The organism is Agromyces capsici, from assembly GCF_058349965.1.
The window spans coordinates 274,615-296,700 of record NZ_JBYRET010000001.1; the positions used below are offsets into that span (position 1 = coordinate 274,615).

A 22,086-nucleotide genomic window follows, 5' to 3' on the forward strand; every position below is an offset into this window, starting at 1 on the left:
CCGAGAACCCTTTCTTCTGGGGGGTGGGGGGGGGAAGGGGGGGATACGCCGAGGGCCCCGGGAACTCCTGGGGCCGTTGGGGGGGTGGTGGGTCGGCGCTGGACCCCCCCCACGCCGTGGATCAGCTGTAGTTGCCGGGCGTGAAGTCGTCGCTCGAGAACGAGTCGAAGTCGACGAAGCTGAGGTCGCCCTCGGTGAACGACGCGTCGTCGGCGAAGATGCGGTTCGGGTAGCGCTCCGCCTTCGCCTCCTCGGTCGCCTCCACCGTCACGTTCCGGTACTTGGCGAGGCCCGTACCGGCCGGGATCAGCTTTCCGATGATCACGTTCTCCTTGAGGCCGACGAGCGGGTCGGACTTGCCTTCCATGGCGGCCTGCGTGAGCACGCGGGTCGTCTCCTGGAAGGACGCGGCCGACAGCCACGACTCGGTCGCGAGCGAGGCCTTGGTGATGCCCATGACCTCCTGGCGGGCCGACGCGGTCCGCTTGCCCTCGGTGAGCGTCGCACGGTTGATCTCGTTGTACCGCGAACGGTCCACGAGCTCGCCCGGGAGCAGGTCGGTGTCGCCGTGGTCGACGACGGTGACCTTGCGGAGCATCTGGCGCACGATGACCTCGATGTGCTTGTCGTGGATCGGCACGCCCTGCGAGCGGTACACGTCCTGCACGCCGTTGACCAGGTGCTTCTGCACCTCGCGCACGCCCTTGACCCGGAGGACCTCCTTCGGGTCGACCGTGCCGACGATGATCTGCTGGCCGAGGTCGACGTGCTGGCCGTCCTCGACGAGCAGCGTCGAACGCTTGAGCACGTTGTACGCGATCGGCTCGTCGCCGTTGTCGGGCGTGAGGATGACCTTGCGCTGGCGCTCGGTCTCGTCGATCGTGATGCGGCCGGGGGCCTCGACGATCGGCGACGCGCCCTTGGGGGTACGGGCCTCGAAGAGCTCCTGCACGCGGGGAAGACCCTGCGTGATGTCGTCGGCCGAGGCCGAGCCACCGGTGTGGAAGGTACGCATCGTCAGCTGCGTGCCGGGCTCGCCGATCGACTGGGCGGCGATGATGCCGACCGCCTCGCCGATGTCCACGAGCTTGCCGGTCGCGAGCGAACGGCCGTAGCACTTGGCGCAGACGCCGACCGCGGACTCGCACGTGAGCACCGAGCGGACCTTGATCGACTCGACGCCCGCGGCGACCAGCTTGTCGATGAGCACGTCGCCCACGTCGTCGCCGGCCTCCGCCACGACCTCGCCCTTGGCGTCGACCGCGTCGGCGGCGAGCGACCGGGCGAACACCGAGTTCTCGACGTTCGCGTCGCGCACGAGCTCGCCCGTCGAGTCGACCGCGGCGATCGGGAGCTCGAGGCCCTTGCCGGTGCCGCAGTCGTCCTCGCGGATGATGACGTCCTGCGAGACGTCGACGAGTCGACGGGTCAGGTAGCCCGAGTCCGCGGTACGGAGGGCCGTGTCGGCGAGGCCCTTGCGGGCACCGTGCGTTGCGATGAAGTACTCCGCCACCGACAGCCCCTCGCGGTACGAGGAGATGATCGGGCGCGGGATGATCTCGCCCTTCGGGTTGTTCACGAGGCCTCGCATGCCGGCGATGTTGCGCACCTGCAGCCAGTTACCACGAGCGCCCGAGGTCACCATGCGGTTGATGGTGTTGTCGGTCGGGAAGTTCTCCTGCATGGCCTTGGCGACCTCGTCGGTGGCCTTGGTCCAGATCTGGATGAGCTCCTGGCGACGCTCGAGGTCGGTCGTGAGGCCCTTCTCGAACTGCGACTGCACCTTGGCGGCCTGCTTCTCGTACTTCGAGACGATCTCGCCCTTGCTCGGGGGCGTGATGATGTCGGACAGCGCGACGGTCACGCCGGAACGGGTCGCCCAGCGGAAGCCGGCGTCCTTGATCCGGTCGAGGGTCGCGGCGACCTCGGTCTTCGGGTAGCGCTCGGCGAGGTCGTTGACGATCGAGGAGATCTGGCCCTTGCCGGCCTGCGCGTTGAAGTACGGGTAGTCCTCGGGCAGCGCCTCGTTGAAGAGCGCACGACCGAGCGTGGTCTCGAGCAGGAACGGCTGTCCCTGCACGAAGCCCTCGGGCTCGTCGCCCTCGCGGAAGTGGAGCCCGTCGAGGCGGATCTTCACCTTCGCGCCGAGGTCGAGCGCGAGCTCGCCCGGACGGTTCTGGTCGAACGCGAGGATCGCCTCGGCGATCGACGAGAACGCACGGCCCTCGCCGGCGGCGCCCGGCTTCTCGGTCGTCAGGTGGTGCAGGCCGATGATCATGTCCTGCGAGGGCAGGGTCACCGGTCGACCGTCGGACGGCTTGAGGATGTTGTTCGACGCCAGCATCAGGATGCGGGCCTCGGCCTGGGCCTCGACCGACAGCGGCAGGTGCACGGCCATCTGGTCGCCGTCGAAGTCCGCGTTGAACGCGGCGCAGACGAGCGGGTGGAGCTGGATGGCCTTGCCCTCGACGAGCTGCGGCTCGAACGCCTGGATGCCGAGGCGGTGCAGCGTGGGCGCACGGTTCAGCAGCACGGGGCGCTCGCGGATGATCTCCTCGAGCACGTCCCACACCTGCGGGCGCGAACGCTCCACCATGCGCTTGGCGGCCTTGATGTTCTGCGCGTGGCTGAGGTCGATCAGGCGCTTGATGACGAACGGCTTGAACAGCTCGAGCGCCATCTGCTTGGGCAGGCCGCACTGGTGGAGCTTCAGCTGCGGACCGACCACGATGACCGAACGGCCCGAGTAGTCCACGCGCTTGCCGAGCAGGTTCTGGCGGAAGCGTCCCTGCTTTCCCTTGAGCATGTCGCTCAGGGACTTCAGGGCGCGGTTGCCGGTGCCCGTGACGGGACGGCCGCGGCGGCCGTTGTCGAACAGCGCGTCGACGGCCTCCTGCAGCATCCGCTTCTCGTTGTTCACGATGATCTCGGGCGCGCCGAGGTCGAGCAGGCGACGGAGGCGGTTGTTGCGGTTGATCACGCGGCGGTACAGGTCGTTGAGGTCGGAGGTCGCGAAGCGGCCGCCGTCGAGCTGAACCATCGGGCGGAGCTCGGGCGGGATCACGGGGACCACGTCGAGCACCATCGCGGCCGGCGAGTTGCCGGTCTGCAGGAACGAGTTGACGACCTTGAGCCGCTTGATCGCGCGGATCTTCTTCTGGCCCTTGCCCTCGGCGATCTGCAGGTGGAGGTCCTCCGCCTCGGCCGCGAGGTCGAACGCCAGGAGGCGCTTCTTGATGGCCTCGGCGCCCATGTAGGCCTCGAAGTACATGCCGAAGCGGTCCTGGAGCTCCTGGAAGACCGAGTCCTCGGGCTTCAGGTCGCCGACCTTCAGCGTACGGAAGTCCTCCCACACGCGCTCGAGGTGCGCGATCTGCTCGTCACCGGACTTGCGGACGCCGGCCATCTCCTTGTCGGCGGCGGCCTCGGCGCGCTTCTTCTGGTCGGACTTGGCGCCCTCGGCCTCCAGGGCCGCGAGCTCGTCCTCCTTGCGCTTCATGAGCTCGGCGATGCGCGCGTCGCGCTGGTCGCCGATGGTCTTGATCTCGAGCCGCAGCTCGTTCTCGAGGCCGGGGAGATCCTGGTGGCGACCGTCCTCGTCCACGTCGATGACCATGTACGCGGCGAAGTAGATGACCTTCTCGAGGTCCTTCGGCGCCATGTCGAGCAGGTACCCGAGGCGCGAGGGCACGCCCTTGAAGTACCAGATGTGCGTCACCGGGGCGGCGAGCTCGATGTGGCCCATGCGCTCGCGGCGGACCGAGGACTTGGTGACCTCGACACCGCATCGCTCGCACACGATGCCCTTGAAGCGCACGCGCTTGTACTTGCCGCAGGCGCACTCCCAGTCACGGCTGGGTCCGAAGATCTGCTCGCCGAAGAGCCCGTCCTTCTCGGGCTTCAGCGTGCGGTAGTTGATGGTCTCGGGCTTCTTGACCTCACCGTACGACCACTTGCGGATGTCGTCAGCGGTGGCCAGGCCGATGCGGAGCTCATCGAACGTCGTTGCGTCGAGCAATTTCTCTCCTAGATTCCTGAAGTCTTCGTCTCGTACCTGGCGGATCAGATCTCGTCGATGTTCGACGACTCGAAGCGCGCGGAGATGTTGATGCCGAGCTCCTCCGCTGCGCGGAAGGCCTCGTCATCGGTGTCGCGGAGGCTCACCGCGGTGCCGTCGGCCGAGAGGACCTCGACGTTCAGGCACAGCGACTGCATCTCCTTCATGAGCACCTTGAAGGACTCGGGGATGCCGGGCTCCTGGATGTTCTCGCCCTTGACGATGGCCTCGTACACCTTGACGCGGCCGAGGATGTCGTCGGACTTGATCGTGAGGAGCTCCTGCAGGGCGTAGGCGGCGCCGTAGGCCTCGAGGGCCCACACCTCCATCTCGCCGAAGCGCTGACCGCCGAACTGCGCCTTCCCACCCAGCGGCTGCTGGGTGATCATCGAGTACGGGCCCGTCGAACGCGCGTGGATCTTGTCGTCGACGAGGTGGTGCAGCTTCAGGATGTACATGTAGCCGACCGCGACCGGGTACGGGAAGGGCTCGCCCGAACGGCCGTCGAACAGCTGCGTCTTGCCGGTGGAGTCGATGAGCCGCTCGCCGTCGCGGTTGGGCAGCGTCGAGTCGAGCAGGCCCGCGATCTCCTCCTCGAGCGCACCGTCGAACACCGGGGTCGCGACCTTGGTGCCCGGGGCGGCCTCGTGGGCGGCCTTCGGCAGGCGCTTGGCCCACGCCGGGTTGCCGTCGACCTTCCAGCCCTGCTTCGAGACCCAGCCGAGGTGGGTCTCGAGGACCTGGCCGAAGTTCATGCGGCCGGGGATGCCGAGCGGGTTGAGGATGACGTCGACCGGCGTGCCGTCGGCGAGGAACGGCATGTCCTCGACCGGCAGGATCTTCGAGATGACGCCCTTGTTGCCGTGGCGGCCGGCGAGCTTGTCGCCCTCGGTGATCTTGCGCTTCTGGGCGATGTAGACGACCACGCGCTGGTTGACGCCCGAGCCGAGCTCGTCGTCGCCGTCCTGCGCGTCGAACACCTTGACGCCGATGATCGTGCCCTGCTCGCCGTGGGGCACCTTGAGCGACGTGTCGCGCACCTCGCGGCTCTTCTCGTTGAAGATCGCGCGGAGCAGGCGCTCCTCGGCCGAGAGCTCGGTCTCGCCCTTCGGCGTGACCTTGCCGACGAGGATGTCGCCGGGGCGGACCTCGGCGCCGATGCGGATGATGCCGCGCTCGTCGAGGTCGGCGAGCAGGTCGGGGCTCACGTTGGGGAGGTCGCGGGTGATCTCCTCCTTGCCGAGCTTGGTGTCGCGGGCGTCGACCTCGTACTCCTCGATGTGGATCGAGGAGAGGACGTCGTCCTTCACCAGGTTCTGGCTGAGGATGATCGCGTCCTCGAAGTTGTGGCCTTCCCACGGCATGAACGCCACGAGGAGGTTCTTGCCGAGCGCGAGCTCGCCGTTGTCGGTCGCGGGGCCGTCGGCGATGACCTCGCCGGCCTCCACGCGCTCGCCGGCGGACACCACGACGCGGTTGTTGTACGACGTGCCCTGGTTGGAGCGGTCGAACTTGCGCAGGTAGTAGGTCTGCGTGCCGCCCTCGTCGAGCTGCAGCGTGACGGCGTCGGCGGACACCTCGGAGACGACACCGGCCTTCTCGGCGGTGATCACGTCACCGGCGTCGACGGCGGCGTAGCCCTCCATGCCCGTGCCGACGAACGGCGAGTCGCTGCGCAGCAGCGGCACCGCCTGACGCTGCATGTTCGCACCCATGAGGGCGCGGTTGGCGTCGTCGTGCTCGAGGAACGGGATGAGCGAGGTCGCAACCGACACCATCTGGCGCGGCGAGACATCCATGTAGCCGATCTCGTCGGCCGGGAACAGGTCGACCTCGCCGCCCTTCTTGCGGGCGAGGACGCGCTCCTCCTGGAAGTGGCCGTCGGCCTTCAGCGGCGCGTTGGCCTGGGCGACGATGTAGTCGTCCTCCTCCATCGCCGTGAGGTAGTCGATCTGCTCGGTGACCTTGCCGTTCACCACGCGGCGGTACGGCGTCTCGATGAAGCCGAACGAGTTGATGCGCGCGAACGATGCGAGCGAGCCGATGAGGCCGATGTTCGGGCCTTCCGGCGTCTCGATCGGGCACATGCGGCCGTAGTGCGAGGGGTGCACGTCGCGGACCTCGACGCCCGCACGGTCGCGCGAGAGGCCGCCGGGGCCGAGCGCCGAGAGGCGGCGCTTGTGCGTCAGGCCGGCCAGCGGGTTGTTCTGGTCCATGAACTGCGAGAGCTGCGAAGTGCCGAAGAACTCCTTGATCGCGGCGACGACGGGTCGCACGTTGATCAGGGTCTGCGGGGTGATCGCCTCGATGTCCTGCGTGGTCATGCGCTCGCGGACCACGCGCTCCATGCGGGAGAGGCCCGTACGGACCTGGTTCTGGATCAGCTCGCCCACCGCGCGGATGCGACGGTTGCCGAAGTTGTCGATGTCGTCGACGTCGAGGCGGATCTCGACCGCCTTGCCGCCGCGGCGGCCGGGCAGCGTCGGGCGGTCCTCGTGCAGTGCGACGAGGTACTTGATCGTGGCGACGATGTCCTGCACCGTGAGCACCGAGTCGGTGAGCGGTGCCTCGAGACCGAGCTTGTTGTTGATCTTGTACCGGCCGACCTTCGCGAGGTCGTAGCGCTTCGGGTTGAAGTAGAAGTTGTCGAGGAGCGCACGCGCGGCCTCAGCGGCCACCTGCTCGCCCGGACGGAGCTTGCGGTAGATGTCCTTGAGCGCCTCTTCCTTCGTGAGGATGTTGTCCTTCTCGAGGGTGAGGGCGATGGACTCGAAGCCGGCGAACTCCTCGAGGATCTCCTCGGTGGTCAGGCCGAGGGCCTTGAGGAAGACGGTGACGGACTGCTTGCGCTTGCGGTCGATGCGGACGCCGACCTGGTCGCGCTTGTCGATCTCGAACTCGAGCCAGGCACCGCGGCTCGGGATGACGCGCGCGGAGTAGATGTCCTTGTCGGAGGTCTTGTCGGGCGTGCGCTCGAAGTACACGCCGGGCGAGCGGACGAGCTGCGACACGACGACGCGCTCGGTGCCGTTGATGACGAAGGTGCCCTTCGGGGTCATCAGGGGGAAGTCGCCCATGAAGACCGTCTGGGTCTTGATCTCACCGGTGAGGTGGTTCATGAACTCCGCGTTGACGTACAGCGGAGCGGAGTAGGTCTTGCCCTTCTCCTTGCACTCGTCGATGGTGTACTTCGGCGGCTCGAGCTCGGGGTTGGTGAACCCCAGCTGCATCGTCTCGCCGAGGTCCTCGATCGGGGAGATCTCCTCGAAGATCTCCTCCAGCCCGGTGGTCTCGGGCAGGTCCTGGCGACCCTCTTCGACGGCCGCCGCGACGCGCGCCTTCCACGCGTCGTTGCCGACGAGCCAGTCGAAGCTCTCGGTCTGCAGGGCGAGCAGATCCGGTACGGTGAGGGTGTCGGTGACCTTTGCGAACGAGAGGCGGCTTGCACCGCGTCCGTTCTTGGGAGTGGGCGTGGTCGCATTGCGCGCAGCAGCCAAGGAAATGACCTCCATGGACCCCGTCTCGGGGCCGGTTCACTGTCGGTGGTGGTGGAGTTGACCCCTCAGACGAGATGCGGATGCCGGGAGACCCGACACGCAGAAGCCGACCGCAATATGAAGGCATAGTGGGTCTGGGAGCGCAAAGGTCAAGCATAGACCGGATGACTCGCCGTGTCCAGTCCGATTCTTGATTTGTTCGCGGATGTCGGGTATAACCACGCGAGCGGAACCGGGCGGACCTCGTTGCATCGTCCGCGCGCGGGGCGACGCCCCCGCCGTTCGAGTACCGGCGGGGACGTCGCGACCATCGCACGACCGGTGCCGGGCGTGAGCGCCCGCCGTGCGGAATCGGGGCTGGGTGCGGCTCAGGCGCTCCACTCGACCCGGACGGTGTCGGGACGACCCGGCACCAGGCTCACCTCGACCTGCGCGCCGGGCGCGACGCGCGCGAGATGCAGCGGGGCGAGCTGCTCGGTCCGGCTCGAGGGCAGCGGGATCCCGCCGGGGAGCGAGACGATCAGGTCGAGCTCCACGACCGCGTTCATGCCGAGCATCATCGGCAGCTGGCGGGCGGCCGTGATCGACGCAGTCGTGCGGACGCGGGACGCCTCCAGTGCCGGATCGTGCGCGACGACGCTCGCGGCCATCACGCGGTTGGCCCGCTCGAGCGACCGCCGCGCGTCGGCGAGGCTCGCGCCGACGTCCATGCGGTCGTAGGCGGCGTTCGCCCGGAGGGTCAGAGTGGCGAGGTCGCGGAGGAAGGGCATCTCACACCACCGCGTAGAGCTCGTTGAACCGACGGCCGACGCCGCGGTCGGCCTGGATGCGGGCGCCCCAGCCGGACTGGGCTTCGGCCCATGCGGCGGGCTCGACGCCGAACATCCCGGCCACGACGGGCAGCTTCGTCTCGTCGTACTGGTACGCGGCGATGCCCTTGACGATCCGCGCGTAGCGGTCGAGGTCGACCCCCGCGATCGGCTCGAGGTTGCCGGGCTGCGGCTGGGCGGTCATGGCGTGGACGGCCTGCGCGTCCATCTGTGCCCGGTAGGCCTGCGACTGGGCAGCGAGGGCGTCGGCCTGGTCGATGAGGCCGGGTGCGGCCTGGACCAGCTTGGCCATGTCGCCGAACTGCGTGAAGAGGTTCATCTGAGTGCTCCTTCTGATGCCCGCGTGGTGCGGATCGGTCGTCGTGATTCGTCGGGGTGTCCGGTCGTCGCGGTGTCCGGTCGGTCGGACTGCGTCGTCGGGGTCCAGTCTGGAAGCGACGGCGGCGACCGCGGATGGGTACGACATGCCCGGATCGCGCTCGCGCGTTGCTCAACGCCGCCGGCCGATTGCCCAGTGTCGCGGGCGGATTGCTCAGGGCCCGCCGGCCGTTGCTCAGGCCGCGACCCGCGGACGCCGGGGAACCCCTGTTCGGGGGGCGTGCGCCGCGCTGCCGCGGTGCGGCGGTCCGCCGTACAGTGAGACGACCGGCCTCGCCGGAGACCCGAAAGGCCGAGATGGTGGCGTTGGTACCCGGGGGCCCGGCCGACCAGCCCCTCGCGCCGGACGAGAGCTGGCCGCTCGTCGGGCGCGACGCGGCGATCGAGCGCGGCCTCGCGGGACTCGCCGGTTCCGCCCGGTCGGTGTTCGCGTACGGACCGTCGGGCATCGGCAAGAGCCGGGTCGTGGAGGCACTGGCCGAGCGACTGGCCGACGACGGATGGCTCGTCCTCGCGGCGAGCGGAAACGCGGCGCTGAGCACGGTGCCGCTGGCCGCGCTCGCCCCGCTGCTCGCACGCGAGCCCGGGTCGGCGGCCTCGTCCGCGAGCGACCCCGTCGCGCTGTTCGCCGCTGCGGACGCCGCTGTGCAGCGCATGGCCGACGGGCGGCGCGTGCTCCTGACCGTCGACGACGTGTCGGTCGTCGACCCGGTCTCGGTCACCCTCGTGTCGCAACTCGTGCAGTCCGGGCGCCTGCGGGTCGCCGCGACCGTCCGGGAGTCGGACCCGGTGCCCGACGGACTGCAGCAGGTCGTCGCCGCCGCCGACGCGATCCGGCTCGACCTCGGCCCGCTCGACGTCGACGAGGTGTCGGAGCTGCTCACGCGCGTGCTCGGCGGGCCGATCACGCACCGCGACGCCGTCGAGCTGCACCGCGCGGCGCACGGCAATCCGCTGTTCCTCCGCGAGCTCGCGATCGGCGCCGCCGAGACCGGATCGCTCGTGTCGATCGACGGGCTCTGGCAGCTCGTCGGGGAGCCCGTCGGAACGCCCGCGCTGCGCGACCTGATCCGCGCCCGGCTGCGCGCCCGCTCGGACGACGAGCGCGACGCCGTCGAACGGCTGGCGATGTGCGAGCCGCTCGCCTTCGACGAGTTCGCCCGGCCCGGCGCGGCCGAGGCGCTCGCCTCGCTCGAGACGCGCGGCCTCATCAGGGTCGACGAGTCGAGTACCCGCATGCGCGTGGCGCTCGCGCATCCGCACTACGCGGCGGCGGTCCGCGACAGCATCCCCCGCATCCGCGCCATGTCCCTGCTGCTCGAGCAGGCCGACCTGGTCGCCTCGCGACCCATGGACGGGGGCGACGAGCTCCGCGTCGCGATGTGGCGGCTCGACGCGGGACGGCCGTCCGATCCGACGCAGCTCGCGCGGTCCGCCGCGCTCGCTCGCCTGGCGCACGACCACCGCACGGCCGAGCGGCTCGCCGCCGCGGCGATCGAGGCCGGCGCCGACGATCCGGCGACGCTCCTCATGCACGGCGAGGTGCTCTGGTCGCTCGGCCGCAGCGAGGAGGCGCTCGCCGTGCTCGCCCGGGCGGACGCCCGCGCGAGCGAGGCCGGAGCGCCCGACGCCCTGCGCGCCGCGATCGGGCGCGCCCGTGCCGACGTGCTCAGTGGCGACGCCCTCGGCCAGTCGCGAGGACTCCAACTGCTCACCGAGCTCGAGGCGGCGCTCCCCGGCCAGGCGGCGACCATCGGGCTCGGCAGGTCGGTGCTGCTCGTGAACCTCGAGTACGGCGACGACGCGCTCACGACGGTCGAGGCGTGCGCCGCGGCATCCGGCGACGAGCCCCTCGACCGAGCGGTGGTCGACCTGGCGTCGGCGCTGCCGCTCTCGCTGGTCGGCCGGCCCGACGAGGCCGTCGCCGCCGCCGAGCGCGCGGTCGCGTTCGCCGCCGCCCCGGACGCGGCGATCCCTCGGCGACGGGCCGAGATCGTCCTCGCCCACGTGCTCATCGCGGCCGACCGCCTCGACGACGCGCGTCGCACCGTGATCGGGTCGCTGCACGACGCGATCCGCGACGATGACGAGCTCTCGGCGCGCCTCGGCGAGTTCACGATGGGCCGCATCTGGTGGCAGGCCGGCCGCCTCGACACGGCCGCGCGATGGTTCCGCGACACCGTCGGCGGCGCCGAGCTGCACGGCCCCAGGTCGCTGCGCGAGTTCGCCCTGTGCTTCCAGGCGATCGTGTCGGCCGAGCAGGGCGACCCCGCGACCGCACGGGCGCTCCGCGCACGCGTCGTCGACGGGCTCGAGCGCGACAGCTCGGTCACGGTCCTCGCCGACGCGTGGATCGACGCCGCGGACGGCTCGGCGGAGGCCGCGGCCGAGCGCGTGCTCGCCCGCGTCGACGTGGTCACGGCCCGCGGGTCGGTGAGCGTCGCGTCGAGCCTGCTCCACCACGTCGTGCGGTTCGGCTCCCGCGAGCACGCCGCGACGGCGGCGGCCCGGCTGCGGTCGCTGCTCGAGACGACGGGGGCACCGGATGTCGCCAGGAGGTATGCACACGCGCGCGCGGAGGCCGACGCCGACGCGACCGGCCTCCGCGAAGCGGCCGCGGAGTGGGAACGCACCGGCAGCCTGCTGTACGCCGCCGAGGCGCACGCGTCGGCGGGCCAGGCCGCCCGCACCGCCGGCCGCGGCCGGGAGGCGACCGCCGACCTGCAGCGCGCCGCGTCGCTCGCGGCGGCGTGCGAGGGGGCGCGAACCCCGCTGCTGCGCTTCTCGGCCGGCGCCGAGCCACTCACGCCGCGCGAGCGCGAGATCGCGTCGCTCGCGGCGCAGGGGCTCCGCTCGAACGAGATCGCGGCGCGCCTGTTCCTGTCGCCGCGCACGGTGAACAACCACCTGCAGTCGACGTACGCCAAGCTCGGCATCCGCGGGCGGCACGAGCTCAGCGTCTGACCGGGCCCTCCGCGCGCGGTGAGCCTCGGCTCAGCCGGTCACGATGTCGGCGCGCGCCAGCTCGAGCCGCTCGGCGACGCGTGTGACCGCCTCCTGGCGCACGCCGAGGTCGCCGAGGCTGGTGCACAGCGTCCGCACGAGCCGGTCGAAGGCGTCATCCGTGATGTCGAGCCCCGCGTGGGCGTCGGCCAGCGAACGCCCCGAGAAGACCTGCGGTCCGCCGAACGCCGATCCGAGGAACGCGCGCTGGTGCGACTTCAGCCGCTCGAGGTCGACGCCCTCGAACCACGCGCCGAGCTCGTCATCGGCCAGCACCCGCTGGTAGAACACGGCCACGGCCGTGCGCACGCCGTCGGGACCGCCGACCTCGTCGTACAGCTCGGTCATCTCGCCTCCTCCGCCAGGGTTCCCAGTGTGCCGGATGACGCGGCCCCGGCACCTGAGCATCGATTGCTCACTCCCCCGTTGGCCGCGCCATCCGGGCCGTGGGACGATGCCCGCATGGGGCCGCGCATCGAGTTCGAGGCCGACGTGTTCTCGTCGACCGGGCTTACGCTGCTCGTCGACGGGGCCGCGCAGTCCCACGTCGACCCTCACGACCCCACGCGGCTGTTCTTCGAGTACGTGCGGCGCATCGGGCACGTGATCGACGCCGTGGCCGATCCGGGCGCACCGGTGCGCGTGCTGCACCTCGGCGGCGGCGCCATGACCCTCGCGCGCTACGTCGAGGCGACGCGCCCCGGCTCGACGCAGGTCGTCGTCGACGCCGACGCCCGGCTCGTCGCGCTCGTGACCGAGCGGCTGCCGCTGCCGCCCGGCGCGCGCATCGGGGTGATCGTGGCCGACGCCCGCGATGCGCTCGAGCGGCTCCCCGCGGCCGACCGCTTCGAGGTCGTGATCGTCGACCTCTATACGCGCCTCGACGCACCCGCCTTCGTCGACGAGCCGTCGTTCATGCGCGCCTGCCTGGGCCGACTGGCACCCGACGGGGTGCTCCTCGTGAACGTCGCCGACGCCGCGGGCGGGCCGCGGCTGGCCGCGGGCGCTCGCGCGGTCGCGCGCGCCGACCCGGGCGCCGGGCTGGTCGTCGCGGGCCCCCCGGCGGTGCTCGCGGGCGCCGAGGAGGGCAACGCGGTGATCGTGGCGGGCACGCCGATCCCGCCGCGCGTGCTCGAACGGCTCGGCACGGCCGGGCCGTTCCCGGCCGAGCTGCTCGAGGGGGCGCGCCTCGACACGGTGCTGTGGGGCGCCTGCTGAGGCGTCGGCGGTAGCGTGGCATCCGTGCCCCAACCGGAACGCCGTCTCGCCGTGAGCGGCCACCTCGCCCGCCTCGAGGAGTCGCGCACGCGCCCCGGCGCCTGGACGCTGTACGTCGACGGCACCCCGCAGTCGCACGTCGACCTCGACGATCCGGAGTGGCTCGGCTTCGAGTACGTGCGCCGCATCGGCCACGCCGTCGACCTCGTGCGCCCGCCGGGCGCGCCCATCACGGCGGTGCACCTCGGCGGCGGCGCGCTGACGCTGCCGCGCTACGTGATCGCCACGCGGCCGGGGTCGCGCCAGCAGGTCGTCGAGCTCGAGTCCGAGCTGGTCGACTTCGTGCGCGAGCACCTGCCGCTGCCGCGCGGCGCACAGGTGCGGGTGCGTCACGGCGACGCGCGCGAGGTGCTGGCGAAGCTGCCTTCGGGGCTGCACGGCGCCGTCGACCTCGCCGTCGTCGACATCTTCTCGGGGGCGCGCACGCCGGCGCACGTGACGAGCGCCGAGTTCTACGGGCTGGTCGCGCCGCTGCTCGCACCCGGCGGCATCCTCGCCGTGAACGTCGCCGACGGGGCCGGCCTCGCGTTCGCGAGGTCGCAGGCGGCGACGCTCGCGCACGTGTTCGCGCACGTGGCCATCGCGGCCGACACGTCGATGCTGAAGGGCCGCCGGTTCGGCAACGTCGTCATGTACGCCTCCGACGGCGAGTTGCCGTTCGCGTCGATGCCGCGTCGGCTCGCGAGCGACCCCGCCCCGGCGAAGCTCGTCGAGGGCGACGAGCTCGCGCGCTTCGTCGCGGGCGCGCCGGTCGTGACGGATGCCACGGCGGTGCCGTCGCCGCCGCCCTCGCGTTCGGTCTTCCTCGCGAAGCCGTAGCCGCCCTCGCACCCCCGGGCACGCTCCTCGTGCACCCGACTCACGCGAAACGGCCCGTTCCTGCGCCATCCGAGGGCCGATTCGCGTGAGTCGGTGTCGCGGGTGGGGGCGTCAGCGCGCGTGCCGGAACCGCACGATCTGCCCAGGTCGGACCTGTGCGACGAGGTCGAGCGAGCCCGGGTCGACGATCGCGACGACGGGGTAGCCCCCCGTCACGGGGCGATCGGCGAGCAGGATGGTGGGCACGCCCGCGCCCGTGACCTGGATGCCGCCCGCGACCGTGGGCTCGCTGGGGAGCTCGCCCGTGATCCGCCGCTCCAGCACGCGGCCCTCGAGGCGCGCGCCGACCCGGTCGGACGCCGCCGAGATGCGCCAGTCCGACTCGTGCAGCTCCGCGAGCGCGGCATCCGTCAGCCAGTCGGCCCGCGGCCCGGGCAGCAGGCCGAGCGTCACGGCGCCCGTCGGCGGCGCGTACGCGGCGTCGTCGTCGAGCAGGGGCACGGATGCCGCGGGCTCGGCGCCGACGGCGAGCACCCGGCCGGCCTTCACCGGCTCGGGCCCGATCGCAGCGAGCGTGTCGCGGCTGCGCGAGCCGAGCACGAGCGGCTCGTCGATGCCGCCGCGCACGGCCAGCGCGTAGCGCAACCCGCGCCGGGCCGGGCCGAGCTCGAGCGGCTCGCCGGCTCGCACGCGCACCGCGCGGTACGGGCCGGCGTCGCGTCCCGCGACGAGCACCGGGCCCCACGCGCCGGCGGCCGCGACCCAGACGTCGGCGTCGGGCACGAGCCGCAGCCCGCCGAGCACGACTTCGAGCCCCGCAGCCCCGTCGGGGTTGCCGACGAGCCGGTTCGCGAGCGCGAGGGCGCCGCGGTCGAGCGCGCCCGCCGCACCCACGCCGAGGCGCGCGAGCCCCGGGCGGCCGAGGTCCTCGACGAGAACGGAGCCGCCGACGGCCTCGACGAGGAGCGAGGTCACGTCGCCACCGCCCGGAAGCGCACGGTGCGGCCGGGGACGAGCAGCGCGGGCGACTCGGCGTGCGGGTCCCACAGCGCGGCATCCGTTCGCCCGACCAGGCGCCAGCCCCCTGGGCTCGACCGCGGGTAGGCGCCGGAGAAGGCGCCCGCGAGGCCGACCGCGCCGGCCGGCACGCGCGTGCGGGCGACGTCGAGGCGCGGCACGTCGAACGGCCACTCCTCGGCGACGAGGTAGCCGAAGCCGGGTGCGAAGCCGATGAACGCCACGCGCCAGGTCGTGGCGACGTGACGGGCGACGAGGTGCTCGGCCGACACCTCGAGCAGGGCCGCGGTCTCGGCGAGGTCGTCGCCTCGGTAGTCGACCTCGATGACGACGGCGTCGCCTCCGGCGTCGGGGTGCGGCGCCGCCGGACCGGCCGCCGGCGTGGTCGCGGGCGGCGCGTCGGCGACCCGGCGCACCCAGGCGGCCGCCGACTCGAGCGGCAGCCGTTCGGGGTCGATGGACACGAGGAGCGTCCGCGCCGCCGGCACGAGCTCGACGAGCCCGTCGGGCGCGGTGGCGGCGAGCGCGTCGTGCAGCACGAGCACGTCGGCGAGCGCGTCGCACTCGACGAGCAGCGCGGCGCGGCCCGACGGCAGCAGGCGGACCGCGCTCATGCGAACGGCCGCACGCCGTGGCCGGCGGCATCGAGTGCGGCGCGCACGGCGCGCGCGATCTCGACCGACCCGGGGGTGTCGCCGTGCAGGCAGAGCGAGTCGGGGCCGAGCTCGACCCGCGCGCCGTCGTCGGCCGCGATCCCGCCCGTCTCGACGAGTTCGAGGGCCCGATCGGCGGCGGCGCCGGGGTCGTGCACGAGCGCGCCGGGCTCGTGCCGGGGCACGAGCGTGCCGTCGGCGAGGTAGCCGCGGTCGATGAACGCCTCGCGCGCGTAGCGGAGGCCGGCGGCGGCCGCCGCGCGCTCGAGTTCGCCGCCGGGCGGGCCGAGCAGCACCAGTCCGACGTCGAACGCCGCGAGCGCGTCGGCGACCTCGGTCGCGGCCCCGTGGTCGGCGCCGAGCCGGTGGTAGAGCGCGCCGTGCGCCTTGACATAGCGCACCTCGACGCCGGCCGAGCGTGCCGTCGCGGCGAGCGCGCCGACCTGGTAGACGACCTCGGCGGCGACCTCCTCGGCCGAGACGGCGAGCGCGCGACGTCCGAAGCCGGCGCGGTCGCGGTACCCCGGGTGCGCGCCGAGCACGACGCCGTGCCGCGCCGCGAGGTGCGCGCTGCGCCGCATCGTGAGCGGGTCGCCGGCGTGGAAGCCGCACGCGACGTTCGCGCTCGAGACCAGGGCGAACATGGCCTCGTCGTCGCCCATCCGCCAGGCGCCGTACGACTCCCCCAGGTCGGCGTTGAGGTCGATCGAGTGCGGCATGCTCCCATTCTCCCCCCGGGGTCGCGGTCTCCCGGCGGCTCGCGCAGACTGGAGTCGGAGGTGGTCGGATGCGGCACGGCGCGGCATGGTGCACGGCTCGGGCGGCGCTCCTCGCGGGCGTCGCCGTCCTGCTGGCGGGGTGCGCCGCGGGCCCGGAGTCCGGTCCGGTGGTGGCCTCGCCGAGCGGCGTCCCGTCGCCGTCGACGCCGGCCGTCTCCGTCCCGCCCCCGGTCGCGCCGACGGGCACGCCGGAGACGATCGCCGAGGGGCTGGCCGCGCCCTGGTCGATCCTGCGGCTGCCCGACGGCGGGGTGCTCGTCAGCGAACGCGACGCCGGCCGCATCGTGGAGGTGCTCGACGACGGCGGGCTCCGCGAGGTCGCCGTCGTGCCCGACGTGGTGCCCGGCGGCGAGGGGGGCCTGATGGGCCTCGCGCACCTGCCCGGCGACGGCGACCGGCCGGCCGCCGTGTTCGCGTACCACTCGACCGACTCCGACAACCGCATAGTGCGGATGCCCCTCGCGGGCGAGCCGGGCGAGCTCGAGCTCGGCGGGCCCGAGGTGATCCTCGACGGCCTTCCGCGCGGCGGCAACCACAACGGCGGTCGCCTCGCGATCGGTCCCGACGGCTACCTCTACGCGACCGTCGGCGACGCGGGCGCGCGCGACTCCGCGCAGGATCCCGACTCGCTCGGCGGCAAGATTCTGCGGATGACCGCCGACGGCGAGGTGCCGCGCGGCAACCCCTCCGGCACGCTCGTCTGGTCGCTCGGGCACCGCAACCCCCAAGGCCTGGCATGGGATGCCGCGGGCGGCATGTGGGCGGCGGAGTTCGGCCAGAACACGTGGGACGAGCTCAATCGCATCGAGCCGGGCGCCAACTACGGATGGCCCGTGGTGGAGGGGATCGCCGGGGACTCCCGGTTCATCGACCCCGCGGTGCAGTGGCCGACCTCCGAGGCGAGCCCGAGCGGCATCGCCGTGGTCGGCGACACGATCGTCCTCGCGGCGCTCCGCGGCGAGCGGCTGTGGTGGGCGTCCCCGGCCACGACGTCGCCGACCGACGTGGTCGACGCGTTCGACGGCGAGTTCGGCCGCTTCCGCGACGTGGTGCCGGGGCCCGACGGCGAGGTGTGGGCGATCACGAACAACACCGACGGCCGCGGCTCGCCGCGCGACGGCGACGACCGGCTGCTGCGGATCCCGGTCGAGGACGCCGGCTGAACCGAGTCGGTCCGCCGGCCCGGTCCCCCCGATCGCGGCACACCCGAACCGGTGCCACGGGGTGCGGGCGGGGATATCCTCGACCCATGGCGGAACTCGAACGGGTTCGGATCTGGGCTGAGGCGCTCATCGTCCTGCACCTCGACGCGTCCGTCTGGTCGTTCGGCTTCGACAACGCCAAGAAGCGCGCGGGGCTCTGCAACTACACCGCGAAGCGCATCTCGGTCTCCCGGTACCTCGCCCTCCGCTACGAGGACGACGAGATCCACCAGATCCTGCTGCACGAGGTCGCGCACGCCATGGCGGGTCCCCGCGCCGGGCACGGCCCGAAATGGGCGCGCATCGCGGCCGAGATCGGCTACATCGGCCGCCGCACGCACGACGGCGCCGTCGCCGACGAGCTCGCACCCTGGGTCGGCCGCTGCCCCGCCGGGCACGAGCACTTCCGCTACCGCGCACCCATCCGGGCGCTCAGCTGCGGGCTCTGCCGGCGCGGCTTCGACCGCTCCAACCTCATCGTGTGGCACCGTCGCGAGATCACCGGCGCGATGCGCCGCGCCGCCGCGAGCGCCGCCGCCGACCCGGCGTCACCCGGTGCGGAGAGCCGGTAGGTTCATACGGTGCCCGTCTCGACCGTCTCGATCCCCGTCGGCCAGTGGTTCACCGATGACAGCGGCCGGTGGTGGTTCGACTCCGGTTCGTTCGCGCTCGACTTCGCGTACACCGGCGCCATCCCGGTGGCGGTCGCGCCCGAGCGCCTGCACGCGCCCGACGACCTGACGGCGTGGATGCGGGAGCGCTTCCCCATGGCCGTGAGCGCCGCCCGCTCGCGCGACCTCTTCGACGCGGTCGCACTGCGCGACGCCATCGGCCGGCTCGCGCTCGCGTCGGGGCGCGGCGAGGCGCTGCGCGCCGCCGACATCGACCTCGTGAACCTGTACGCCGCCACGCCCGACGTCCCGCCGACGCTCGCGGGCGGGTCCCGGCAGGCCGGCCGGTCGGTGCAGACCGTGGGCCAGGCGCTCTCGACGATCGCCCGCGACGCCGTCGACTGCTTCGGACCCGCCAATGAGGGTCGCGTGCGCGTCTGCGCGGGCGACTGCGGGATCGTCTACCTCGACACCTCGCGCGCCGCGAGCCGGCGGTGGTGTTCCATGCAGCGCTGCGGCAACCGGGCCAAGGTCCGCGCGCACCGCGCCCGCAAGTCCGGCAAGGTCGCGCTCAGCGCGGCCTGATCGCCAACGAGGCGGGCGCTCAGCTCCCGCGGACGACGCGCACCGCCGCGGCGGGGTCGCGCGTCGCACCCCGGCGCAGCACCGCGGGGTCGACGCCCGCCGCGATCGCCGAACGACCCGACACCGAGGCGGTGGCAAGGTGCGCCACGGCACGGCGCAGGCCGGTGAACGCGAACGACGCGACCGCCGCCTCGGGTGAGGTGTCGTCGATGCCGAGCTCGGTGAGCGCGTCGACGACCGCGCCCGCGGCGAGCACGTCGTCGGCGGCGAACCCGCCGTCGGCGCGCCCGGCGGCCACGATCGCGAGGTAGGCGCGCCGCCCGAGCCGCTCCTGCTCCGCGAGGATCCACGCGGCCACGGCAGCCGCGTCGTGCAGGCCGGCGACGACCACGGCGGCCCCGGGTGCCGCCTCGAGCGCCTCGGCGGGGACGGACGCGGTCGCGCTCGACGTGGAGGTCGCGGCATCCACCACCTGGTCGACCCAGACGAGCACGTCGGCGACGGCGCCGATGCGTGCGGCGCCCTCGACGCCCTGGTCGAATCGCACCTGGTACTTCGCCTGCGCCGCTGGATCGGCGGCGGGGGTCCACTCGCTCACCGCGACAGGCTACGCGATCGCGGCGGTGCGGGGCACTCGTAGGGTGGTCGCATGACCACGAATGTCGACCCACGGCCCGTGACGATCATCACCGGCGGCGGCCGCGGCATCGGCGCCGCGATCGCCGAGCGTCTCGCCGCCGATGGCCACGACCTGCTGCTGACCTTTCGCGAGCGCGCCGAGGAGGCCGAGCGGGTGGCCGACGGATGCCGCGCCGCGGGCGCACGCGTCGAGCTGCTGCAGGTCGACCTCGCCGACCTCGACGCGGCCGCCGAGGTCGTGCCCGAGGCGGTCCGGCGCTTCGGGCGGGTCACCGGACTCGTGAACAACGCGGGCATCACGGGGCGCATCGGTCCGTTCCTCGAGGGCTCGATCGAGGAGTCCGACCTCGTGTTCCGCGTGAACGTGCTCGCACCGATGGTGCTCTGCCGCTCGGCGATCGCGCACATGGCGACCGACCTCGGCGGCGCGGGCGGGTCGATCGTGAACATCTCCTCGGGCGCGGCCACGCACGGCGCACCCGAGACGTACATCCCCTACGCGGCGAGCAAGGCGGCGGTGAACATCATGACCGTGGGGCTGGCCAAGGAGTTCGGGCCGGTCGGCGTGCGGGTCAACACGGTCTCGCCCGGCACGACGCACACCGAGATCCACGCCACCGCCGGGCGCCCGAACGCACCGGAGGAGCGCGCGGCCGGCATCCCGATGCGCCGTGCGGGCCGGCCGCACGAGGTCGCGGGCGCCGTGGCCTGGCTGCTCTCGCCCGACGCGTCGTACACCTCGGGCGCCGACATCCGGGTCGCCGGCGGCAAGTAGCCGGGGCGAGTCGCGCGGCGCCGCCTCAGCGGTGCAGCGCCGCGTAGTGCGCGAGCGCCTCGGCGTCGCTCGCCCGCGCCGCCGCACGACGCGCCGCGTCGAGCGCGGCGACCGGGTCGGGCTCGCGGCGGGCGATGCCGAGCTGCCGCTCGGCCTCGGCCAGGCGGGTCCGCGCGTCGGCCCCCACGAAGGCGCGCGCCCGCTCGATCGCGGAGTGCGCCACCCCGATCTGGCTCTCGGCGATGGCGATCGCGCCGGGCAGCGCGCCCCGCGCGCCGTCGAGGCGCTCCACGGCCCGCCGGGTCGTCGCACGGGCGACCTGGAGCCGGTCGCGCCCGGCGCGCAGCCGGTCGCGCTCGGCGAACGGGTCGTCGGCGCGATCCTCGCGGCCCACGAGCAACGGCGACAGCTCGCCGATCACGACGGCGAGCGCCGAGCCCGCGTCGGGGTCGGTCGCGTCGTCGCGCTCGCGCCGCGCGTCGACGAGCTCGCCGTCGAGGGCGGCCGCCTCGGACGCCGCCTCGTGCGCGGCGGCCGCGAGGTCGAACTCGACGTGCTCGACCGACGAGAGCTCGGCCTCCGCGCGATCGAGCGCGTCCGCGGCGCGGCCGAGCACGTCGGCCACCGGGCGGCCGGCGCCGTCCGCCAGCCGCGCATCGGCCTCGTCGAGCGCCGCGTCGGCGGCGGCGAGGTCGCGATCGGCCCGCGTGAGTGCCCCGGACGCACTGGCGAGCGCCGCCGGCGAGAACCTCGTGCCGAGGCGTTCGAGGCTCGCCGTGGCATCCGCTCGACGCACTGCGAGCCGGGCGGCGCGCTCGCGCTGGGCGGGCGCGTCGGCGGCGGCGCCCCGCTCGACCGCGCGTCGGCCCGCGACTCCCGCGGCGGCCTCGGCGAGCGCCCGCTCGACCGAGTCGCACAGCGACCCGATGCGCGAGCTCCGGCTCCGGCGCTCCGCCGCGGTGACGGGCTCGGCGTCGTCGAGCCGCTGCTGCAGCAGGAACGCCTCGCGGAGCCATCCCTTCGCCTGGTCGACCGTCGCCGCGAGCTCGCGCGCGGCCGCGGCGCCGAACTGCGCCTCGACGTAGCGCACCTCGAGCTCGGCGTCGCGCACGGCCTCGTCGGCGTGGACGAGCCGCGCCTTCGCGGAGGTCTGCAGCGCGTGTGCCGCGTCGTCGTCGCGGGCCTCCCGGCGCACGCCGAGTCGACGGACGCCGACCACGCCCAGGACGAGCGCCACCGCCGTCGTGCCGAACACGACGAGCGAGGGCAGCCACTCCAGACCGTCGGGCATGGCGCGAGCCTAGCCCCAACGCCTGCGTCGTGGCATCGAGTCCGGCGAGGCGCTTTGCCCACGCGTGCCGCGCCCCTAGGGTCGATCCATGCGGGTGCTGCTGAAGCTGACCCTGGATTGCGATGCGGATGCCGCGTGGCGCGCCATCCGCAGCCCAGCCGTGCTGCGCGAGGTCGTCGCCCCGTGGCTCGACTTCGAGTCGCTCGAGGCCGACGGCTTCCCCGCCACGTGGCCGGAGGGCCCGCACCGGTTGCGCGCGCTCGCCTTCGGGATCACGCCCGCCGGCGACGAGGTCGTCGACGTCTCGTACCCCGGCGGCCTGCCGCCGGGCGTGCGCATGCTGCGCGACGGCGGCGGCGCGATCACCGGCCCGCTCTCGGCGTTCCGCCACTGGGACCACCGGATGGCGGTCTCGCCGCTGCCCGACGGGCGCACCCTCTACCGCGACCGCCTGATCGCGAGCGCGGGCCCCGCGCTCGACGTGGCGCTGTGGTACCCGACCTGGGCGTTCTGGCAGTGGCGCGGCCTCCGGCTCAGGCAGCTCGCACCGACCTGGGCGTACGACCCGCCCGGCACCGCCGACGCGGAACGGGCCGGCACCGCGAGGGCCTCCGCCGCGAGGGCCGGCGCGTGAGCGCCACCCTCGGCGCGCTGCAGCTGCAGGACTGGCGC

The 22,086-nt window shown here is 73.1% G+C and carries 18 protein-coding genes; 8 read left to right on the forward strand and 10 right to left on the reverse strand.

What is annotated here, in order from left to right; all coding sequences use genetic code 11:
- Nucleotides 1-121 precede the first annotated feature (121 nt).
- From rpoC to AC3RKB_RS01395, 4 genes are all read right to left on the reverse strand, one after another.
- Nucleotides 122-4,018 (reverse strand): DNA-directed RNA polymerase subunit beta', encoded by a 3,897-nt coding sequence (rpoC, locus tag AC3RKB_RS01380; RefSeq protein WP_491434185.1) that lies wholly within the window; start codon nucleotides 4,016-4,018, stop codon nucleotides 122-124.
- 44 nt (nucleotides 4,019-4,062) lie between these two features.
- Nucleotides 4,063-7,554 (reverse strand): DNA-directed RNA polymerase subunit beta, encoded by a 3,492-nt coding sequence (gene rpoB / locus AC3RKB_RS01385; RefSeq protein ID WP_491436727.1) that lies wholly within the window; start codon nucleotides 7,552-7,554, stop codon nucleotides 4,063-4,065.
- A gap of 368 nt (nucleotides 7,555-7,922) precedes the next feature.
- Nucleotides 7,923-8,324 carry a hypothetical protein gene (locus AC3RKB_RS01390; RefSeq protein ID WP_491434186.1) on the reverse strand — a complete coding sequence of 134 codons (402 nt, stop codon included), beginning with the start codon at nucleotides 8,322-8,324 and terminating at the stop codon, nucleotides 7,923-7,925.
- 1 nt (nucleotide 8,325) lies between these two features.
- Nucleotides 8,326-8,703 (reverse strand): hypothetical protein, encoded by a 378-nt coding sequence (locus AC3RKB_RS01395; RefSeq protein ID WP_491434187.1) that lies wholly within the window; start codon nucleotides 8,701-8,703, stop codon nucleotides 8,326-8,328.
- 359 nt (nucleotides 8,704-9,062) lie between these two features.
- Here AC3RKB_RS01395 and AC3RKB_RS01400 point away from each other — a divergent pair, with 359 nt between their 5' ends.
- Nucleotides 9,063-11,726 carry a LuxR C-terminal-related transcriptional regulator gene (locus AC3RKB_RS01400; protein WP_491434188.1) on the forward strand — a complete coding sequence of 888 codons (2,664 nt, stop codon included), beginning with the start codon at nucleotides 9,063-9,065 and terminating at the stop codon, nucleotides 11,724-11,726.
- Between the two features lie 30 nt (nucleotides 11,727-11,756).
- Here AC3RKB_RS01400 and AC3RKB_RS01405 read toward each other — a convergent pair whose 3' ends face one another.
- Nucleotides 11,757-12,113, reverse strand: a complete 357-nt coding sequence (locus AC3RKB_RS01405; protein WP_491434189.1) for a group I truncated hemoglobin — start codon at nucleotides 12,111-12,113, stop codon at nucleotides 11,757-11,759.
- Between the two features lie 114 nt (nucleotides 12,114-12,227).
- Here AC3RKB_RS01405 and AC3RKB_RS01410 point away from each other — a divergent pair, with 114 nt between their 5' ends.
- Nucleotides 12,228-12,983, forward strand: coding sequence for a spermidine synthase (locus AC3RKB_RS01410; protein WP_491434190.1), 756 nt, complete (start codon nucleotides 12,228-12,230; stop codon nucleotides 12,981-12,983).
- A 15-nt stretch (nucleotides 12,984-12,998) separates the two neighbouring features.
- Nucleotides 12,999-13,862 (forward strand): spermidine synthase, encoded by an 864-nt coding sequence (locus AC3RKB_RS01415; protein ID WP_491434191.1) that lies wholly within the window; start codon nucleotides 12,999-13,001, stop codon nucleotides 13,860-13,862.
- 111 nt (nucleotides 13,863-13,973) lie between these two features.
- Here the strand turns inward: AC3RKB_RS01415 and AC3RKB_RS01420 are convergent, their stop codons facing one another.
- From AC3RKB_RS01420 to AC3RKB_RS01430, 3 genes are read right to left on the reverse strand one after another with little or no spacing between them, the layout of a single operon-like run.
- Entirely contained in the window at nucleotides 13,974-14,837 is an 864-nt protein-coding gene (locus AC3RKB_RS01420) for a 5-oxoprolinase subunit C family protein (protein WP_491434192.1), read from the reverse strand.
- On the reverse strand, nucleotides 14,834-15,493 hold the full coding sequence (locus AC3RKB_RS01425) for a 5-oxoprolinase subunit B family protein (RefSeq protein ID WP_491434193.1): 660 nt from the start codon (nucleotides 15,491-15,493) through the stop codon (nucleotides 14,834-14,836). Before AC3RKB_RS01425 ends, AC3RKB_RS01420 begins: the two co-directional genes overlap by 4 nt.
- On the reverse strand, nucleotides 15,490-16,251 hold the full coding sequence (locus tag AC3RKB_RS01430) for a LamB/YcsF family protein (protein WP_491434194.1): 762 nt from the start codon (nucleotides 16,249-16,251) through the stop codon (nucleotides 15,490-15,492). Before AC3RKB_RS01430 ends, AC3RKB_RS01425 begins: the two co-directional genes overlap by 4 nt.
- Before the next feature lie 68 nt (nucleotides 16,252-16,319).
- On the opposite strand from AC3RKB_RS01430, the gene AC3RKB_RS01435 reads away from it, so the two are divergent.
- The 3 genes from AC3RKB_RS01435 to AC3RKB_RS01445 all read left to right on the forward strand — a co-directional run bounded on the left by AC3RKB_RS01435 (nucleotide 16,320) and on the right by AC3RKB_RS01445 (nucleotide 18,709).
- Complete coding sequence (locus tag AC3RKB_RS01435) at nucleotides 16,320-17,474, forward strand: PQQ-dependent sugar dehydrogenase (RefSeq protein ID WP_491434195.1); 1,155 nt, start codon at nucleotides 16,320-16,322, stop codon at nucleotides 17,472-17,474.
- 86 nt (nucleotides 17,475-17,560) lie between these two features.
- Complete coding sequence (locus AC3RKB_RS01440; RefSeq protein ID WP_491434196.1) at nucleotides 17,561-18,085, forward strand: SprT-like domain-containing protein; 525 nt, start codon at nucleotides 17,561-17,563, stop codon at nucleotides 18,083-18,085.
- A gap of 9 nt (nucleotides 18,086-18,094) precedes the next feature.
- The gene (locus tag AC3RKB_RS01445; protein ID WP_491434197.1) at nucleotides 18,095-18,709 is read left to right on the forward strand and encodes a CGNR zinc finger domain-containing protein; all 615 of its coding nucleotides are present in this window, start codon (nucleotides 18,095-18,097) and stop codon (nucleotides 18,707-18,709) included.
- Between the two features lie 19 nt (nucleotides 18,710-18,728).
- Here AC3RKB_RS01445 and AC3RKB_RS01450 read toward each other — a convergent pair whose 3' ends face one another.
- Complete coding sequence (locus AC3RKB_RS01450; protein WP_491434198.1) at nucleotides 18,729-19,307, reverse strand: 2-phosphosulfolactate phosphatase; 579 nt, start codon at nucleotides 19,305-19,307, stop codon at nucleotides 18,729-18,731.
- A gap of 51 nt (nucleotides 19,308-19,358) precedes the next feature.
- Between AC3RKB_RS01450 and AC3RKB_RS01455 the strand changes: the two genes are divergently transcribed.
- A complete protein-coding gene (locus AC3RKB_RS01455; protein WP_491434199.1) occupies nucleotides 19,359-20,123 on the forward strand; it encodes an SDR family NAD(P)-dependent oxidoreductase in 765 nt (254 codons plus the stop codon).
- A gap of 25 nt (nucleotides 20,124-20,148) precedes the next feature.
- Here AC3RKB_RS01455 and AC3RKB_RS01460 read toward each other — a convergent pair whose 3' ends face one another.
- Entirely contained in the window at nucleotides 20,149-21,414 is a 1,266-nt protein-coding gene (locus AC3RKB_RS01460) for a hypothetical protein (RefSeq protein WP_491434200.1), read from the reverse strand.
- A gap of 88 nt (nucleotides 21,415-21,502) precedes the next feature.
- Between AC3RKB_RS01460 and AC3RKB_RS01465 the strand changes: the two genes are divergently transcribed.
- Nucleotides 21,503-22,048, forward strand: coding sequence for a hypothetical protein (locus AC3RKB_RS01465; protein ID WP_491434201.1), 546 nt, complete (start codon nucleotides 21,503-21,505; stop codon nucleotides 22,046-22,048).
- The last annotated feature ends 38 nt before the right edge of the window (nucleotides 22,049-22,086 follow it).